This is a genomic window from Marinomonas profundimaris, assembly GCF_000508165.1.
Lineage (GTDB): Bacteria > Pseudomonadota > Gammaproteobacteria > Pseudomonadales > Marinomonadaceae > Marinomonas > Marinomonas profundimaris.
The window spans coordinates 94,659-111,075 of the sequence record NZ_AYOZ01000006.1; the positions used below are offsets into that span (position 1 = coordinate 94,659).

Sequence of the window (16,417 nt, forward strand, 5' to 3'; positions counted from 1 at the left end):
TAGAGGGACAGCATGCGAGCACGTATTGAAACAGAAGCCTTTGGGGACTCAACTAATCAAGCCATTTTTATGGTGTCTGGTTGGGCAATGCCAAAAGAGGTAATGCATTCTTTTGCCTTGTGTCTGAGTAAACGTTTTTATGTTGTTTTAGCCAACTTGCCTAGTATTTCGCTTGATGAACATTGGATTTCACGATCCCGTATCGGCCCTAATTATGATATTGATGCCTTGTCAGAGCAGTTGATCGATGCCGCGCCCAAAGAGGCTTGGTGGATTGGTTGGTCGTTAGGTGGCATGGTGTCTGCGTATGTTGCTGCACGTCGTTCTAGTTGTGTATTGGGGTTGATTACCTTATCGGCTTCTCCGAGCTTTGTGAAAAGAGAAGGTTGGGAGAGTGCGATGGCGACGGATGACTTTGATACGTTTGCCAATTTGGTCGAAAGTAACCCAGAGCAAGGGTTGCAGCGATTTGTTATGTTGCAAGCAAAGGGGGCGAATAATGAACGTGCTCTTGTTAAGCAACTGCAGTCATTTTTACCTATTAAAACGTTAAATCGCGCGGCATTAATTGGTGGGTTGCGATTATTAAGGTCGCTTGATATTCGTCGTGAGTGGTCTCTTTTAGATGTTCCGAATTTACACCTTTTAGGTGGCAAGGATGCATTGGTTTCTAGTAATGCTTTAGAGCAACAGACAGATGTAAACCCTTTGCAACAATGTGTTGTATTGTCAAACTGTGCACATCAACCTTTTCTTGAAGACGAAGAGGTTTGTGTCCGTCATATAGAAAATTTTATCGATGCTAATAACACATGACACGCCTTCGCTTGGTTATAAACGACAGCTAGCTAAACGTTTTGATCGAGCTTCCCATTCTTATGATGCTTATGCCGGTTTTCAGAAGATTGTGCTAGAGCGCCTTTTGGCTAAATTGCCTGTAGAGACTGCAGATACCGTGTTGGATCTTGGAACGGGGACAGGGCAGGCGTTGGGCTATTTGTCTGGAAGGCTGACGCCGAAAAATTGCGTCGCACTCGATTTGTCTCAGCAGATGTTGGCGGTAGCGAGCGACCGTTTCTCGTCTTTGCAAAATACCCATTACGTGTGTGCGGATGCAGAGCAGTTGCCTTTTCAGGTGGCGTCTTTTGATTTGATTTTCTCAAGTCTCGCCATTCAGTGGTGTTTGTCTCCAGAGCGCTTATTTGATCAGCTTTATCATGTGCTCAAGCCTGGTGGTTGTGTGGTTTTTTCTACGTTGTTGGAAGGGTCGATGCCAGAAATTAGTCAGGCGTGGTCTTCCATAGACGATAAAGCGCACGTGCATCAGTATATGAAGGCGAAATCCTTGTTTGATTGTGTTGAAAATGGGCGACTACGTCTTTTATCTTCTGAATGCGCGAATGTGCCTATGTGGTTTGACTCGCCAGAAAAGGCGATTCACTCTCTGAAAAAAGTGGGGGCGAGTTTAATCTCATCCGATGAGAGTAAAACTCTACCTCCGAGTGCGTGGAAACATTTTCTGCGTGAGTATGAAAAGCAGCGTAGTGAACAGGGTATTCCATTGAGCTATCAGGTTGCTTTTGTTGTGGCTCAAAAACCAATGTATGTTCAGGAGTGATGGGTGAGAAAACGTTTTTTTGTGACGGGTATTGATACCGATGCGGGTAAAACCTATGTCACGGTTGGTTTGTTAGCCGCGGCTAAAAGAGCTGGTCTAAAGTCGCTTGGCCTTAAACCGATTGCGGCGGGTTCTATCCAAATGGAAGGTGGTTTACGTAATGATGATGCCTTACTTATTCAAAATGCGAGCAGTGTTCAATTGCCCTATGAGCAGGTGAATCCTGTTGTGTTAGAAGAGGCAATTGCACCTCATATTGCGGCTATGAAGGAAGGGCGACTTATTACGGCCTCCCGCTTAGAAGGTTTTATTAAAGGGGCGTTGCTTACTCCTAATGAGTTTGCGTTAGTTGAAGGTGCTGGTGGCTGGCGGGTTCCGTTAAATGATCGGGAGCTATTGTCTGATGTGGCAAAGTCTCTTGGTTTTCCGGTTATTCTGGTTGTGAATATGAAGTTAGGCTGTTTGAATCATGCAATCTTAACCGCCGAAGCGATAGCTCGAGATGGTTTAGCGGTAGCAGGTTGGGTGGCGAATAATGGTACGCCAGAAAAAATGCCTTGTTACGATGAGAATCTTGCGACGCTGGTGTCTATGTTGTCCGCCCCTTTATTGGGTACCCTACCCTGGTGTGAAAATGAACAGGAGTCACAGCAGGCGTTCGACGCTATACTGTCGGCGTTGTAAAATTCTGTGTTAATACTTGAAAGTAAGCGCTAACAACGCATTATAATAGGGTGTTGTAAGAGTTGCTTATTTTTGAGGTTGGGGTGGTGGTGTGAAAGCTTGGTTGTGTGGTTTAGATGACGAAGAAATTTCGAGTGTTTCCAGTATCTTGACCTTTATTGGGATAGAGCATGGAACATCACTGACGGCGTTTCATTTGCCCGAATTTGTTGTGTTAGGCAGTGCGGTGCAGACTTTTGAATTGGATGAAATAATTCCTGTTATTTCACTTAGCGATTCCATGGATGTTCTGGCGGATGGCAATGTCTGGTTTTGCCCTTTGCCTTGGCGTTCTCAACCTCTTTCTTCTGTATTGAAAGAAATCCAACGGTTACATACTTTTCCCCAAGCATCTGGCGTGAATTTAAATTTACATGTCCGCCACCTTGAAGCGCTCCTCATTCGTCAGGCTTTAGTGTCAACTCAAGGAGTGGTCTCCAAAGCAGCACTGAGTCTACAGATACAGCGTACGACGCTCATTGAAAAAATGCGCCGTTACAATATTGATAAATCGGAGTTTTAGTGACAAAAGATGAAGAAATAGCGGAGCTGAAAACCGCGTTTAAAGCTTTCTCCGAATCGTCAGACATATTGGCAAAATCGTATTTAGACCTCCAGCAAGAAGTGGTTCGGCTGTACGAGCAATTGGAAAAATCAGAGCAAGATAAGCGTCAAGAGCAGGATAAGAACCGTGTTTTGGTGCTGCAGTTCCAACAGCTTTTTGAGTCTATGCCTGTTGGGGTGCTGTTATTGAATGATGAAGGCTTGGTCGTCATGGCCAATCCCGTAGCGGATCGTTTATTTAATTTGCCGCTTGTTGGTCAGTCTTGGGGTGCTATTGTGCCATTAAGCTTCCGACCTCAAAAAGACGATGGTCATGATGTCAGTATGGTGTCTGGCCGCAGAGTGCGAGTTGAAACAGCATCATTAGGTAATGTGCCGGGCCAACTGGTTATTTTGGTTGATTTGACGGAGGCATACCATTTACAGACAAAACTGTCTCATCATGAGCGATTGTCTAATATGGGGAAAATGGTCGCGGCATTGGCTCATCAAATCAGAACGCCTCTTTCCTCCGCGACACTGTATGCTGGGCATCTGCAAAAGCAAGATCTAGCGCCTGTGATGCGACAAAATTTTGCGAATAAGTTGGTTATAAGGTTAGCGAATATTGAAAAACAAATTCGCGATATGCTGATTTTCTCTCGCAGTGAAATAAAGCTTGATGAAATAGTCGGTGCCGGTGTTTTTATCGATGAATTGACGGCGCATTGCGAAGAAATTTGCGAACAAAAAAGCATGCAGTTTGAGGCTTCTGGTGTTGATTTTTCGGACTCAGATTGTATTCAATGTAATAAAGAAACATTATTAGGTGCATTACTCAATCTCTTAAATAATGCGGTGGATGCTCAATCAGAAGGCGGCTTGGTTCGGCTTGATTGGCGCAGTAAAGATGGGTATGTGACACTGACCTTTAAAGATCGCGGTGTCGGGATGTCTAAAGAGCATTTAGAGCACGTTCAAGAAGGCTTTGTAACAACGAAACAGAATGGAACCGGTTTGGGCTTGATGGTGGTGAAAGCCATCGCAAGAGCGCATCATGGGCAATTTGAAATAGACAGTATAGAGGGAGCAGGTACGACCGCCAGTTTATCACTTCCTCTTGTAAGGGTATGACATGTCTGATGTTAAGTTATTAATTGTAGAAGACGATAAAGGGCTTGCTGAGGCGCTAGAAGATACGCTGATGCTAGCAAGTTACCAATGCAAAATGGTTTACAGTGCTGAAGAAGCGGTCATTGCTTTGAAGCATAACCAATTTGATATGGTAGTGTCAGATGTGAACCTGCCGGGCATGGATGGTTATGGGTTGTTACACCATGTTATCGATACTTATCCAGAGTTGCCGATTATGTTAATGACGGCATATGGTGATATTGCGCATGCCGTAGAAGCCATGCGTGATGGCGCGGTGGATTATTTGCTGAAGCCTTTCCAAGAAGAAGAGTTGTTGAGCGCGATTGCCAAATACACGGTTAAAGTTACGCCTTCTGCAAATGCTCAGCCTATCGCAAAAGACCCAGCCAGTATTGCGTTGTTGGATTTGGCAAAGCGTGTTGCGGTAACGGATTCAACTGTGTTGGTTTGTGGTGAAAGTGGTACGGGTAAAGAGGTGCTTGCTCACTATATACACCAGAACTCCAGTCGACCTAATGCTCCGTTCGTTGCCATTAACTGTGCAGCCATTCCTGAAAACATGTTAGAAGCCATTCTTTTTGGGTATGAAAAAGGCGCTTATACTGGGGCGGTTTCTTCTCAAGCGGGTAAATTTGAGCAAGCCAATGGCGGTACCTTATTATTGGACGAAATTACCGAAATGGATGTGGGGTTGCAGGCCAAACTGTTGCGAGTACTGCAAGAGCAAGAGGTTGAGCGTCTGGGGGGTAAAAAGTCCATTCCATTGGATGTTCGAGTAATTGCCACCACAAACCGAGATCTTGCAGAATATGTTCGTGAAGGCGGCTTTAGAGAAGATTTGTATTACCGCTTGAATGTGTTTCCATTGCGATGGGCCCCAATTCGAGAGCGTAAAGGGGATATTCTCCCTATTGCTCAGCACTTACTTGCAAAACACGCTGCAAAAATGCGTATATCTGGAGCGATATTAAAGCCATCCGCTCAGAGTAAGTTGGAATCTCACCCTTGGCCTGGGAATGTTCGAGAGCTTGATAACGTGATTCAGCGTGCGTTGATTCTGAGCCCAAATGCGCAAATCAATGAAGACCACATTGCATTCGATATGATGAGCTTATCACCGTCAATAGCTGAGCCAGCAGAAGCGGAAGACAGTGCGGCTTCCATTCTTGGTAAAGGTGTTCAACAGCATGAGTTTCGAATTATTGCTCAGGCATTGGTTGACTCAAACGGAAAGCGCAAAGCGGTAGCGGACAAATTAGGAATAAGTCCGAGAACATTACGTTATAAAATCGCCAAAATGCGCGAAAGCGGTATCGACGTCGATTGATTTTTGTATCTTGTTTTAATTAGCTTTATGCTAAGCTGTATATATGTGTTTTTTTAGGTGAGTAGCATGATTTCTGGTCGACCAGACATTAATCAAGTGTTGTCCCAAATGAGGGATATGCAGTCGCAGGTTCGAGCGCCCAGTTCTCCTATGCCTAATGTCGCCAAAATTGGCGGTGAAAGCGAAGGGAGTCAAACTGTTGAACGTGCAGATTTCGCGGAAATGTTAAAGAATGCGGTCAATAACGTAAACACCTTACAAAAGGATGCTACGCAGCTAGCTCAATCTTATGAACGCGGTGACGAAGGGGTGGATTTACCTCAAGTTATGATTGGTTTGCAAAAATCGAGTGTGTCATTTGAAGCAATGACTCAGGTGCGTAATAAACTTGTAGACGCGTATGAAAAAATCATGAATATGCCGATTTAGGCATAATAAACCGCTTGGCGCTTTTTAATGGATAATGTCCCTGCAGAACAATCGGAGCAAAAGCTCTATCTAGAGTTAGTTACCGGCTTTAATAAGTTGACGGTGATACGTCAGCTTGCATTAATGGTCGGTTTGGCCGCATCTATTGCAATAGGTTTAGCGGCTGTATTGTGGAGTAACGGTCCTGACTACAAACCAGTATTAAGTAGTATTACAGACTATAATGCGGATCAAATAGTCGAAATTCTTAGTGTTAATAACATTCCTTTTAAGCTAGATCAAAATACAGGCGCCTTGCTTGTTGAGTCTGACTTTTATCATCAAGCTCGCCTTAAGCTGGCTGGCTCTGGCATTGTTTCCGACAACATTGTTGGTATGGAAATAATGGATCAAGAGCAAGGGCTTGGTACTTCTCAATTTGTCGAAACGACACGTTACCGTCGTGGGCTCGAAGGTGAGCTCAGTCGAACGATCACCAGCTTACAGAGTATCAAAAGCGCTCGAGTTCATTTAGCGATACCGAAAGAATCTGTTTTTGTGCGTGATACACGAAAACCTTCCGCGTCTGTATTTTTAGAGTTGTATCCTGGGCGACGTTTAGATAAGAGCCAAGTAGAGGCGATTGTTAATCTTGTTGCCTCTAGTATTTCTCAGTTAAGCGATAAAGATGTCACCGTTGTTGATCAGCGCGGCACTTTATTGACGGAGAAAGACTCGGATTCTGAGTTATCTGTGGCGGGAAAACAGTTTGATTACGCTCGTAAAGTAGAGGAAGTGTTACTTCAGCGTGTAAATAATATTCTTGGGCCGGTGATTGGAGAAGGGCGTTTCAAAGCGGAAGTGTCTGCTGATGTGGATTTTACTGCCATTGAAAAAACCGCTGAGCAATACAATCCAGACTTATTGGCTTTACGTAGCGAGCAAACCCTAAAAGAAAATAAAGGCGCCGGTGCAGGTGCTGGAGGCATTCCGGGCGCCTTGACGAATCAGCCGCCAGGTGCTGTTACTATTCCTGAAGCGGTCGATGAAAATGGCGCCGCAATTGGCGGAAGTTCAAACTCGGCCAATGGTCAGTCGCGTGAAGAAACCACACGTAACTTTGAATTGGATCGAAGTATTAGTTATACGAAACGTCAACAGGGCACCGTAAGACGCTTGTCGGTTGCCGTGGTTGTAGATGATTTGGTTAGCCTTAACCCTGAAACGTCAGCGATCGTACGTACGCCGTGGAATGACGATGAGTTGGGGCGTTTAACGTTATTGGTGCGTGATGCGGTTGGTTATGATCCGTCACGTGGTGACAGTGTTAGTGTTATTAATTCACCGTTTGCGATACCTGATCCAGCGGAGCCTGTCGAAGAAATTCCGTTTTATCAACAGGCTTGGTTCTTAAGCTTGTTACAGCCAACGTTAGTGGGCATTTTTGTACTAATATTATTATTGGTTGTCGTTCGTCCAATTTTGAAAGCGCTTAGTGATCAGAATAAAATTGCAGTGGCCGATGATACTGAAGCCGCAATTTTCTCAGATGAAACGGATGAAATTTCGGATGATCAAGTGTCGCTTGTTAGTGCTGAAGATATATTGGTGCCTGGTTCTCCTGAGAAAATAGATCGACAGTTAAATGCAATTCGTGGATTGATTGCAGAAGAGCCAGAGCGTGTTGCTCAAGTGGTTAAACAATGGGTGATGGAAAAATAGATGAGTGATTTAGGCCAAAGTGCAGAATTAAGCTCAGTTGAAAAAGCCGCGGTGCTTCTTATGTCGCTCGGTGAATCCGACGCAGCCCAAATACTTAAACATATGGGGCCAAAAGAAGTTCAGCGGATCGGCTCTACAATGGCTCAGTTGGCGAACGTACAGCGCCATCAGGTTGAGAAAGTGCTTGATGATTTTCTTGTGCTGGTTGGTGATCAAACTGGGTTAGGTTTGGGGGCGGATGGGTATATTCGTAATATGCTTCGAGAAGCACTTGGCGAAGAAAAAGCCGGCAGTTTGATTGATCGGATTTTACTGGGTGGCAATACCACAGGGTTGGATACGCTTAAATGGATGGAATCGCGCGCGGTGGCCGATGTTATTCGATATGAGCATCCTCAGATTCAGGCCATTGTTATTTCCTATTTAGACCCTGATCAGGCAGCGGATATTCTGGCCAACTTCGATGAACGAGTTCGTTTGGATATTGTATTGCGTGTTGCGGCGCTTGAAACAGTTCAGCCCGCGGCATTGCTCGAGTTGAATAATATATTAGAGCGTCAGTTCTCGGGTAATCAGTCAACGCAATCAACCACCATAGGTGGTATTCGTACTGCAGCGAATATCATGAACTTTATTGACAGTTCGGTTGAATCTGAGTTGATGGAATCTATTCGTGATGTTGATGAAGATTTGGCGAATACTATTCAAGACTTGATGTTTGTCTTTGACAACCTATCTGAGGTGGATGATCGTGGTATTCAGGTCATTCTTCGTGAGGTGGAATCCGAGACGCTTATTCTTGCATTGAAAGGTGCTGATCCAGATATGCAGGAAAAAATCTTCAAAAATATGTCTTCACGAGCCGCTGATATGCTTAAAGATGATCTTGAGGCGAAAGGCCCTGTTCGTGTTAGTGAAGTTGAAGTTGCTCAAAAGGAAATTCTGGCTGTTGCTAGACGTCTTGCTGATAACGGAGAAATCGTTCTCGGTGGCGGTGGCGAGCAGATGGTCTAATTAACGTATGTCAGATCAAGAACAAGATAAAGACGATCGTAAGCTAACCGCTTATGAGCGCTGGGAACTGCCGCATTTAGAGGGTAGTAAACCGAAAGAAAACTCTGGTCCTGCTATTCTCGTCCAAAAAGAGACGGTTGTTACCACGGAAGAGGTGGATCAAGATACATTGGTGTATGAGCCTTTGACAGCGGCTCAGTTAGAAGAAATACGCTCTGCAGCTTATGATGAGGGATTCATTCAGGGTGAAGAGGAAGGTCATAAAAAAGGTCATTCGGATGGCTTCGCGAAAGGCGAAGTGGATGGCTTTGAAAAAGGACATGAAGAAGGTAGTTTGCAAGGTGTTGAGGAAGGGAAAACGCAAGCCCGAGCGGGCGCTAAAGCTCAGCTTGAAGCACTTGAATCTTTGTTGACAAATGTTGTTCAAGAAATGACACAACCTTTAGAAAGCAGTCGCTTAGCAGCGGAAAATATTTTGTACCAATCCATGGTGAGAATCATCGAAAATGTGTGTCTTTCGAAAATGGAACAAGATGGGCATCAGGTATTAAAAGATCAGCTTTCTAGGGTGCTGGATGAGTTGGGTGAATATGCAGGGCGTGTGAAGTTGCGCCTTCACCCTGACGATGTTTCTATTATTGATGAACTTGGTGTTAAAGAGCGGTTAACGTTACAGCTCGAAACGGACGATACGCTCATTAGCGGTGGTTTTGTCATCGATTCAAAATCCTTTCACATCGATGGGCGTGTTGAGCAGCGACTTGATGCTGTATGCACTGAACTTCGCCACCTTTCTCTCTCAGATCAGGATTAGTCGCCTTGCCAACGCTTGAAGAGCGCTTAGCCAAATTGATTGGCGTGTCTGCCATACCATTGCCACCCCAGCTTGAGGGGAAAGTTACTCGTATGGTTGGTCTAACCATGGAAGCGGTTGGGTGTGTTGTTGCGTTGGGCGACCGTTGCTCTGTTCAAGTTCGAAAAGACCGTTGGGTTGAGTCTGAGGTGGTTGGCTTTACTGGTGATTTAACTTATCTGATGCCCACCGAAGCCATAGAAGGTATTTCTCCTGGGGCGCGAGTTCGTCCATTACTTGGTGACAGTAAAATGCCGGTCGGCGTTGAGCTGCTTGGTCGAGTGGTGAATGGTCTTGGCAAGCCCTTAGATGGCAAAGGTCCGATTAAAACGAAAGACTCAGTCACGCTTCATGGTGAGGTTATTAATCCGCTACAGCGTAAGCCAATCAGCGAGCCACTGGATGTTGGGATTAAGGCGATTAATAGTCTATTGACGGTTGGCAAAGGCCAGCGTTTGGGGCTTTTTGCGGGCAGTGGTGTTGGTAAGAGTATGTTGCTCGGAATGATGACCAAATTCACCGAGGCTGACATTACGGTGGTTGGCCTAATTGGCGAACGTGGCCGAGAAGTGAAAGAATTTATCGATCAAATACTGGGAGAAGAAGGCCTTGCTCGTTCTGTCGTAGTTGCTTCCCCCGCAGATGATTCTGCATTGATGCGTTTGCGGGCTGCGATGTTGGCAACTCGTATCGCAGAGTATTATCGAGATCAAGGTAAAAACGTTTTGTTACTGATGGATTCACTCACTCGTTATGCTCAAGCGCAACGAGAGATTGCTTTGTCGGTAGGTGAGCCGCCAGCGACAAAAGGGTATCCGCCTTCTGTGTTTTCAAAACTTCCACAATTAGTAGAGCGTGCGGGCAACGGCTGCGAAGGCAGTGGTTCTGTGACGGCGTTTTATACCGTTTTGACAGAGGGGGATGATCAGCAGGACCCGATCGCCGATGCGTCTAGGGCGATTCTCGATGGTCACATCGTGCTGTCACGACGATTGGCAGAGGAAGGTCATTATCCGGCCATCGATATTGAAGCTTCTATTTCTCGAGCCATGCCTCATATTGTCAGTGAAGACCATTTGTATGGCGCAATGAGAGTGAAGCAACTGTATTCTAAATTTCAGCAAAACCAAGATCTCATTTCGGTTGGTGCGTATGCGAGAGGCAGCGACCCAGACTTAGATCAGGCGATTGTTCAAATGCCTGAAATTCGAAAATTCCTGCAGCAGTCTCTTTCCGAGAGTTTTACTATCGATAAGAGTTTAGAGGCCTTGGTAACGGCAATGACGACAGGGCAGTAGACGGTAGTGTGTAAAAAAGCCTATTATTTACCTAACTTCTGAATGGGTTACGCATGAAAAAATCACGTCGAATGCAGATATTAGTTGATCTTGCTAAAGGTAAAGAGGACTCGGCTGCTCAACAATTGGCGCGTGATAAATCGAAAGTGCAGCACGACCTGCAGAAGTTGAGTGAGTTACGAGAATACGCTGGGCAATATGAGTCAGAGCGTAACCTTCTCGGTTTAAGTGCGTATCTAACAACGAACTACCAGCACTTTGTTGATCGAGTTCAGCAAGCTATTATTCAGCAAGAGGCGGCGGTTGGCCGTTCCGAACAGCAAGCGGATATGAGTATGCGTCGTTGGCTGCAAGCGAGATCAAAAACAAAAAGTATGGATTGGTTAAAAGAAAAAAACCATAAAGCAGAATTGATGGTTGAGGCAAAGCAAGAGCAACGTCAGAGTGATGAGTTCGCGATGCGCCGATTTTTGGACAATATGCGATAGCGTTTAGAGGCTATTTTGTATAGCAAGTTAGCTTATTGTTAGGGTGAAATATGGCGCAACTAGATAATGGATGGATGAATTTATCGCTGCCTATTTCTCAGGCTGAAATGGCGCTGCGTGATTACCATTATTCTCCGCAGAGTGGTTTGGAGTCTCTCCGTTTTGCTTTGCTTTCGTTACAAAAAATCACCCACACTTATACTCTTCATGATAATTATAGCCAAAGACTGACTTCCTTTCTGTTTGCGCTTGATGGGCTTTTAGCATCTGGTTCGCCCTATTCAGAGCGATACCATACTGCTTTTTTGTCCGCATCGGATGCTCTTTTTCAAGTGGCGGTTGGTGGTCAGTTTGGCATTGACCGACGACAGCAATTAGACCTTCTTTTGTCTTCTGAGCGTCCTTGTTGGGCTTACATTGCATCATTTTCTAATGAAAAAGCGCGCTTACCGACTTATGTTAATTATGAAGCGCTGTTTGTGTCATCGCCGCCTTCCCCCCACCGGATTACTGTGGATGCTTATTTAGAGGTGCTTTCATCCTCGGGAAGGGTGTCATTTCAGGTGGATGCGAAGAAAGATGGCTTTTTAGAAGGGCGCTTTTTATTAGAAAGTGTGCAGTCTCTTTCTTGGTTTAAAGCCCGCTTTCCTCAGCTTCAGTGGCGAACTCTCGCTAAAAATAAAAATACCGCATTAGAGGCATTATGTCAGCAGAGTTTTTTGCCTCTTTTTCAAAATACATCAATAGAAAAAAGCTCGCGATATCGTCTTCTTGAACGGTATGAAGAATGTTTCAAATCATCATTTTATCAATCTTTTTCAACGCTTTTTCCTGCGACCTTGTCGGGTATTTACGAACCAGAGCGTCTTGTTCCGTTGTCAAAAAATGCCGCGTTATTTGAATGTGATGATGGAAGTGTTGCTTTTCCGGTACGGCACGGCGGTGACATGTATGTTGGTACTAAGCCTGCGCCTGAAAAAGCGCTGAATTTGTCCTATTTGGGTTGTTTGGGGCAAGATTCTTTATCGTATTTTTTGTACGAAGTTAATACAGGGTTTGGGCGCTTTGCATTTGATCAAGCGGAAGTGCTTGGTGCGTATACGATTACGGATGAAAGCCTGTTTGAACTAGACGGTGATCTATGGTTTAGCGCTGGCGAGAGTATTAACGCTAAGGTTATGTTAAGTATGCCTTTGTTTTCGTTGAGTGATTCTGTTTATTGTGTTTTGCCTGATTTTATTACGCAAGTGTTGGTGATTAAGCAAGCTGGTGTGTGTGTTGCGTTACCGTATTCTTCACTTCGTGAGGTGGAAGGTGTTTGCTCTCATATGCAGGCGCCTCGTTCTTGGGTTAAAAATATCTGGTTGAATCAGCAGAATGAACCGTTGTTAGAGCCTTGGCTGTTGGCGGTCAGTGAATTGCCTTTGCCTTTTCAACGGGCAGGAAGAAATAAACCGACACACCCTGTTCGGAATGGTTATTATTTTGGAAAGGTCTGTGGCAGGATGATTTGGGTGCAAGCAGAATTGGTGTTGGCAATATTACCTTATCGCTCACCTTATTCATTTACTGGTATTAATGGTGATGAATTGAGTTTCGAGTCTTTTATTATTTATGATGGGCGATGTTTTGATAAGGTTGTAGCTGCTGTGTCCGATGAGGAGGTTGGTGTTTCTCATAACAAGAATGTGTACTCTGTTATTCTTGATGTTATGGGGGAGTCAACCGTTTTGCCTTTTGCTTCATTTGAATGGTGCGATTCATTTCCGGGAGAAGAGAGTGAAGAGGTGGTTAGTTGGCTTCCTAATACTAAGGAAAGCGACGATAAGCCGCATTACGCTTCTTTGCAAAATAACGTTGTTGTCGATCAAAAAAATTATTTATCCTTTGTGGCTGGCTTTTGGCCATCTTCATCATTAGCTTGAAAGTGATTATTTACTATGAATACACTGCATTCACCTTTTGGTGCCCCAAGAAAAGAGCTGATCAATAGTTTGCAAAAAGGTGTTGTTGCCTTGTTGTTTTTGCTGCTGCTGGCCTTCTCTGGTATGTACATGTTAATGACAATTAACTTGGAACGGCAGAATGTTCAGCAAGAAAAATTAAGCGAATTTGTTGACCTGGTTCACAGTGCTGAAGAGCATTGGCTGGAATGGTTATTGATTGGTGACCGAGAGATTTATAGTAAACATGACTCACCCGCTTCGGCGAGCCATTTACAGCAGCTTTTGTATAGTGAATACCATTTAATTGAGAGTCATATTGATGACTTTAAGTTGATGACTGTTGTTGATGTTTCAAGTTCGCTCGCTTTATTAAATACCCTGTCACAAAGAGAATTGAATTCTACGTCACTGACTGAAGGGGAGCGAACGGCGGCTTATTCGTCATTTGAAGGTCTAGAGGCGCTCGATGATGAGCTTTTGCAAATTAGTGTCAACCTTGACTATGAGCGACAAGTTTTTGCTGAAAGGCTGGTTTTGGTTCCAGTCGGGATTTTCTTACTTATAACTATTATTGCCATCATGATGTCGGTTCGTTTTAGTCGGCGATTACGGTCTGGAATTTCTAGTTTGCATTATGTCCTTGATCATCGGAAACATGGTCATGCCTCTATGTTGGCGCCTCGAAATGTGGTGGATGAATTTACCGATTTGAGTCATTTGATCGATAATGAACTAGCGTCGAGGGATTTTGATCTTGAGCATCAAAAAGTGGACCTTAGTTTGATTGAAATGGCCTTGTCTCAAGTCGACGAACCTTTCTTTGTGACAAATCACGAGGGTGATATTGCTTGGTTAAGCGCTGGTGCTGAACGACTTTGGTTTAGAAATACTGCGTTATTTGAATCTTTGTTTAGCATTGATTCTGGCTTGGATGATCCAATTGGTGAGCGAATTGATGACTCAATTTTATTGTCAGATGAGTCTTTGAAGTTAAGTTTGTCTGATGGTGTTTATTGGTTAAATGTTACTCGTCTTGCGTCTGAATCAGAGTCTGAGAGTTTTCAGTGTATTGTTGCTATTCAATCTAAGTCTGAAATGGCTGAATTTAATGTCTTGCATCACAGTTTAAAATTGCTGGAGAAGGACGTCTGGAATACTCAAATTAGAGTCACAAGGCAGGACTCGCCCTATGCAGGTTTTGCTAACTCATTGGAGTTGGTACGTCGAAAAGTTGTGCGTCTTTTTGATTCGCTTAATACTGCATCTGAGCAAACAAATAGCCTTGAAAAGATTACTAAACTACAACAAATAGCATCCCTAATTCACGAAAAAACAGACCACAATGAATCATATTCAAATGACGTCGTTGCTCTGATTGAGCCTCCATTTGAAAGTTTCCAAGTGGAGCTGAATGATATGGTTTGGCTTTCTGAGCAGGTTAGAGACTCTTTGATTTTAGGGTTTGAACTGGTTTTGCAGCGCTTGGCCTTGGTTGAAAAGGATTTGTCTTCGGATGTGTTTTTACTAGGTGACGTGGATCGTTGCCTTAATGAAGTGAGGGCTGGTGTATTGACTAGTCTTGCGGCAACCGAAGGTGAAAGTGAAAAGATTCGTCACCGTTTTGCTATTGATGTGGAGCATGACATTAGCAAGGTTCAAAGTCAGATTGATGAAATGAAGTCTATGGCCGCTTCAACTTTGTCCTTACTTGAATCAGACCGAAGTGTTGGTGTGGCTCGTTTAGACAGAGCCAGAGAGTCTATTAATGAAATGGTTGAGCGAATTCATGGCTTGAAGGCAAAAACGGCATCGAGTGTTGCGGAAATTTCGTCTGATGACGGCGCTATGAAAAAATCTAAAGATGAGTGGGATGAGTTGTAAAACTTGCCGCTTTAACTCAAGGAGTAGGCAGTGGTTGAAAGCCTTTTTGATAAAAAAACAGAGTGCCTGACAATTAAAGTTAAGGGCCGTTTTGATTACAGCTGCCATAAAACGTTCAAAGACGCTTTTACTAAGATTGGTTCGGTAAAGTCTTATGAGGTTGATCTGGCGGATGTGACGTATTTAGACAGTTCGGCGCTTGGCATGCTGTTACTGCTTAGAGATCATGCTGGTGGAGAAAATGCTGCGATTCGTTTGGTCAATGTAAATGGCGCCGTTGTTGATATTCTCAAGATTGCTAACTTCCACCGGCTTTTTTATATTACTGAGTAGTCACTAATGGAACAAGTTTTAACCATATTGATTGCGGACGATAACCCCTCTGACCGTATTTTATTAAAAGCCATTCTTAGCCAATTTGGGCACAAGGTCATATCTGCGGTTGATGGGCAAGATGCAATTGATAAGTTTGACCCTCAGCTTATTCAATTAGTTTGCTTGGACATTAAAATGCCACGCAAAGACGGCTGGGAAGCCGCATTAGAAATTCAGCAGCGAGCGGGTGAATTATTTGTTCCTATTATTTTTCTTTCTGGCATTACGGACCCTATTGCGCTATCTAACTGTCTTCGCATCGGAGGCACTGATTTTATATCTAAGCCTTATAGTCCTGCGCTTATTACAACGAAGTTAAACGCCATTGTTAGGTTGTTGGTTATGCAAAAAACGCTTGAAGAACAGCGTGATGCAATGGCCTTATACAATGAAAAACTCTTGCATGAGCAGGATGTTGCTAAAATCGTTTATGAAAATATAACCCATTCCAATTGTTTAAAAGATCCTGCGTTGTCCACCATGCATTATGGTACTCACACATTTAATGGCGATGTTATCTTGGCCGCCTATAAGCCGAATGGTGGAATGCATATATTATTAGGTGATTTTACGGGGCATGGGCTTTCTGCTGCTATTGGTGCATTGCCTCTAGCGGATATCTTTTTTGATTGGACGAAAAAAGGCTTTTTAATGCGACAGATTATCCCAGAGATAAATGCGCGCCTTAAGGGGATTTTACCGCCAAATATGTTTTGCAGTGCCGCTTTTATTGATATTAAAGTGAACAATAAAAGTATTGAAGTTTGGAATGGTGGTCTGCCGGATTTATTGTTTTTCTCGCAAGCAGAGGATAAACCGATACGATTCTCTTCTAAGAATCTCCCTTTGGGAGTATTACCTCCTGATGTATTTGAGTGTCAAATAGACCCTATGTCTTTTGTCCCTGGAGACAGGTTGATGGTGTTTTCTGATGGTGTTTACGAAGCGTCAGATCTATCGGGGCAAATGTTTTGTCACTCTGTACTTAATCCTCTTTATCAAGGGGAGATTGATGCTGCTCATTCGGTAGGTTGGTTTGTAGTGGTCAAGTAAAACTGGCCACCGC

General features: G+C 44.0%; 16 protein-coding genes. All 16 read left to right on the forward strand.

Annotated elements, in window-relative coordinates; genetic code table 11:
• The first annotated feature begins 12 nt into the window (after window positions 1-12).
• The 16 genes from D104_RS24150 to D104_RS24225 all read left to right on the forward strand — a co-directional run bounded on the left by D104_RS24150 (window position 13) and on the right by D104_RS24225 (window position 16,404).
• A complete protein-coding gene (locus D104_RS24150) occupies window positions 13-816 on the forward strand; it encodes an alpha/beta fold hydrolase (RefSeq protein WP_024023224.1) in 804 nt (267 codons plus the stop codon).
• Window positions 800-1,618 carry a malonyl-ACP O-methyltransferase BioC gene (gene bioC, locus D104_RS24155; protein ID WP_024023225.1) on the forward strand — a complete coding sequence of 273 codons (819 nt, stop codon included), beginning with the start codon at window positions 800-802 and terminating at the stop codon, window positions 1,616-1,618. Before D104_RS24150 ends, bioC begins: the two co-directional genes overlap by 17 nt.
• A gap of 3 nt (window positions 1,619-1,621) precedes the next feature.
• Window positions 1,622-2,302, forward strand: a complete 681-nt coding sequence (gene bioD, locus D104_RS24160; protein WP_024023226.1) for a dethiobiotin synthase — start codon at window positions 1,622-1,624, stop codon at window positions 2,300-2,302.
• A gap of 91 nt (window positions 2,303-2,393) precedes the next feature.
• Window positions 2,394-2,864: a helix-turn-helix domain-containing protein gene (locus D104_RS24165; protein WP_024023227.1), complete on the forward strand. Its 471-nt coding sequence runs from the start codon at window positions 2,394-2,396 to the stop codon at window positions 2,862-2,864.
• Window positions 2,864-4,018: a sensor histidine kinase gene (locus tag D104_RS24170; RefSeq protein WP_024023228.1), complete on the forward strand. Its 1,155-nt coding sequence runs from the start codon at window positions 2,864-2,866 to the stop codon at window positions 4,016-4,018. The genes D104_RS24165 and D104_RS24170 overlap by 1 nt, the downstream gene beginning before the upstream one ends.
• A 1-nt stretch (window position 4,019) precedes the next feature.
• Complete coding sequence (locus D104_RS24175) at window positions 4,020-5,366, forward strand: sigma-54-dependent transcriptional regulator (RefSeq protein ID WP_024023229.1); 1,347 nt, start codon at window positions 4,020-4,022, stop codon at window positions 5,364-5,366.
• Window positions 5,367-5,432: 66 nt separating this feature from the next.
• Window positions 5,433-5,795 (forward strand): flagellar hook-basal body complex protein FliE, encoded by a 363-nt coding sequence (gene fliE, locus D104_RS24180; RefSeq protein WP_024023230.1) that lies wholly within the window; start codon window positions 5,433-5,435, stop codon window positions 5,793-5,795.
• Window positions 5,796-5,822: 27 nt separating this feature from the next.
• Window positions 5,823-7,496: a flagellar basal-body MS-ring/collar protein FliF gene (fliF, locus tag D104_RS24185; RefSeq protein ID WP_024023231.1), complete on the forward strand. Its 1,674-nt coding sequence runs from the start codon at window positions 5,823-5,825 to the stop codon at window positions 7,494-7,496.
• Window positions 7,497-8,510 carry a flagellar motor switch protein FliG gene (gene fliG, locus D104_RS24190; RefSeq protein WP_024023232.1) on the forward strand — a complete coding sequence of 338 codons (1,014 nt, stop codon included), beginning with the start codon at window positions 7,497-7,499 and terminating at the stop codon, window positions 8,508-8,510.
• A gap of 7 nt (window positions 8,511-8,517) precedes the next feature.
• Window positions 8,518-9,324 carry a FliH/SctL family protein gene (locus tag D104_RS24195; RefSeq protein WP_024023233.1) on the forward strand — a complete coding sequence of 269 codons (807 nt, stop codon included), beginning with the start codon at window positions 8,518-8,520 and terminating at the stop codon, window positions 9,322-9,324.
• A gap of 5 nt (window positions 9,325-9,329) precedes the next feature.
• Window positions 9,330-10,661, forward strand: coding sequence for a flagellar protein export ATPase FliI (fliI, locus tag D104_RS24200; RefSeq protein ID WP_024023234.1), 1,332 nt, complete (start codon window positions 9,330-9,332; stop codon window positions 10,659-10,661).
• Between the two features lie 53 nt (window positions 10,662-10,714).
• Window positions 10,715-11,149, forward strand: coding sequence for a flagellar export protein FliJ (gene fliJ, locus D104_RS24205; RefSeq protein ID WP_024023235.1), 435 nt, complete (start codon window positions 10,715-10,717; stop codon window positions 11,147-11,149).
• Window positions 11,150-11,199: 50 nt separating this feature from the next.
• Complete coding sequence (locus D104_RS24210; RefSeq protein ID WP_024023236.1) at window positions 11,200-13,074, forward strand: hypothetical protein; 1,875 nt, start codon at window positions 11,200-11,202, stop codon at window positions 13,072-13,074.
• 15 nt (window positions 13,075-13,089) lie between these two features.
• Complete coding sequence (locus D104_RS24215) at window positions 13,090-14,976, forward strand: hypothetical protein (RefSeq protein ID WP_024023237.1); 1,887 nt, start codon at window positions 13,090-13,092, stop codon at window positions 14,974-14,976.
• Between the two features lie 30 nt (window positions 14,977-15,006).
• The gene (locus D104_RS24220; RefSeq protein ID WP_024023238.1) at window positions 15,007-15,309 is read left to right on the forward strand and encodes an STAS domain-containing protein; all 303 of its coding nucleotides are present in this window, start codon (window positions 15,007-15,009) and stop codon (window positions 15,307-15,309) included.
• 6 nt (window positions 15,310-15,315) lie between these two features.
• Complete coding sequence (locus D104_RS24225; protein WP_024023239.1) at window positions 15,316-16,404, forward strand: fused response regulator/phosphatase; 1,089 nt, start codon at window positions 15,316-15,318, stop codon at window positions 16,402-16,404.
• The last annotated feature ends 13 nt before the right edge of the window (window positions 16,405-16,417 follow it).

Bases quoted from the DNA above. Each gene is read 5' to 3' on its own strand.
- D104_RS24150 (WP_024023224.1), top strand. From the start codon at position 13: ATGCGAGCACGTATTGAAACAGAAGCCTTTGGGGACTCAACTAATCAA.
- bioC (WP_024023225.1), top strand. From the start codon at position 800: ATGCTAATAACACATGACACGCCTTCGCTTGGTTATAAACGACAGCTA.
- D104_RS24175 (WP_024023229.1), top strand. From the start codon at position 4,020: ATGTCTGATGTTAAGTTATTAATTGTAGAAGACGATAAAGGGCTTGCT.
- fliE (WP_024023230.1), top strand. From the start codon at position 5,433: ATGATTTCTGGTCGACCAGACATTAATCAAGTGTTGTCCCAAATGAGG.
- fliF (WP_024023231.1), top strand. From the start codon at position 5,823: ATGGATAATGTCCCTGCAGAACAATCGGAGCAAAAGCTCTATCTAGAG.
- fliG (WP_024023232.1), top strand. From the start codon at position 7,497: ATGAGTGATTTAGGCCAAAGTGCAGAATTAAGCTCAGTTGAAAAAGCC.
- D104_RS24195 (WP_024023233.1), top strand. From the start codon at position 8,518: ATGTCAGATCAAGAACAAGATAAAGACGATCGTAAGCTAACCGCTTAT.
- fliJ (WP_024023235.1), top strand. From the start codon at position 10,715: ATGAAAAAATCACGTCGAATGCAGATATTAGTTGATCTTGCTAAAGGT.
- D104_RS24210 (WP_024023236.1), top strand. From the start codon at position 11,200: ATGGCGCAACTAGATAATGGATGGATGAATTTATCGCTGCCTATTTCT.
- D104_RS24215 (WP_024023237.1), top strand. From the start codon at position 13,090: ATGAATACACTGCATTCACCTTTTGGTGCCCCAAGAAAAGAGCTGATC.
- D104_RS24225 (WP_024023239.1), top strand. From the start codon at position 15,316: ATGGAACAAGTTTTAACCATATTGATTGCGGACGATAACCCCTCTGAC.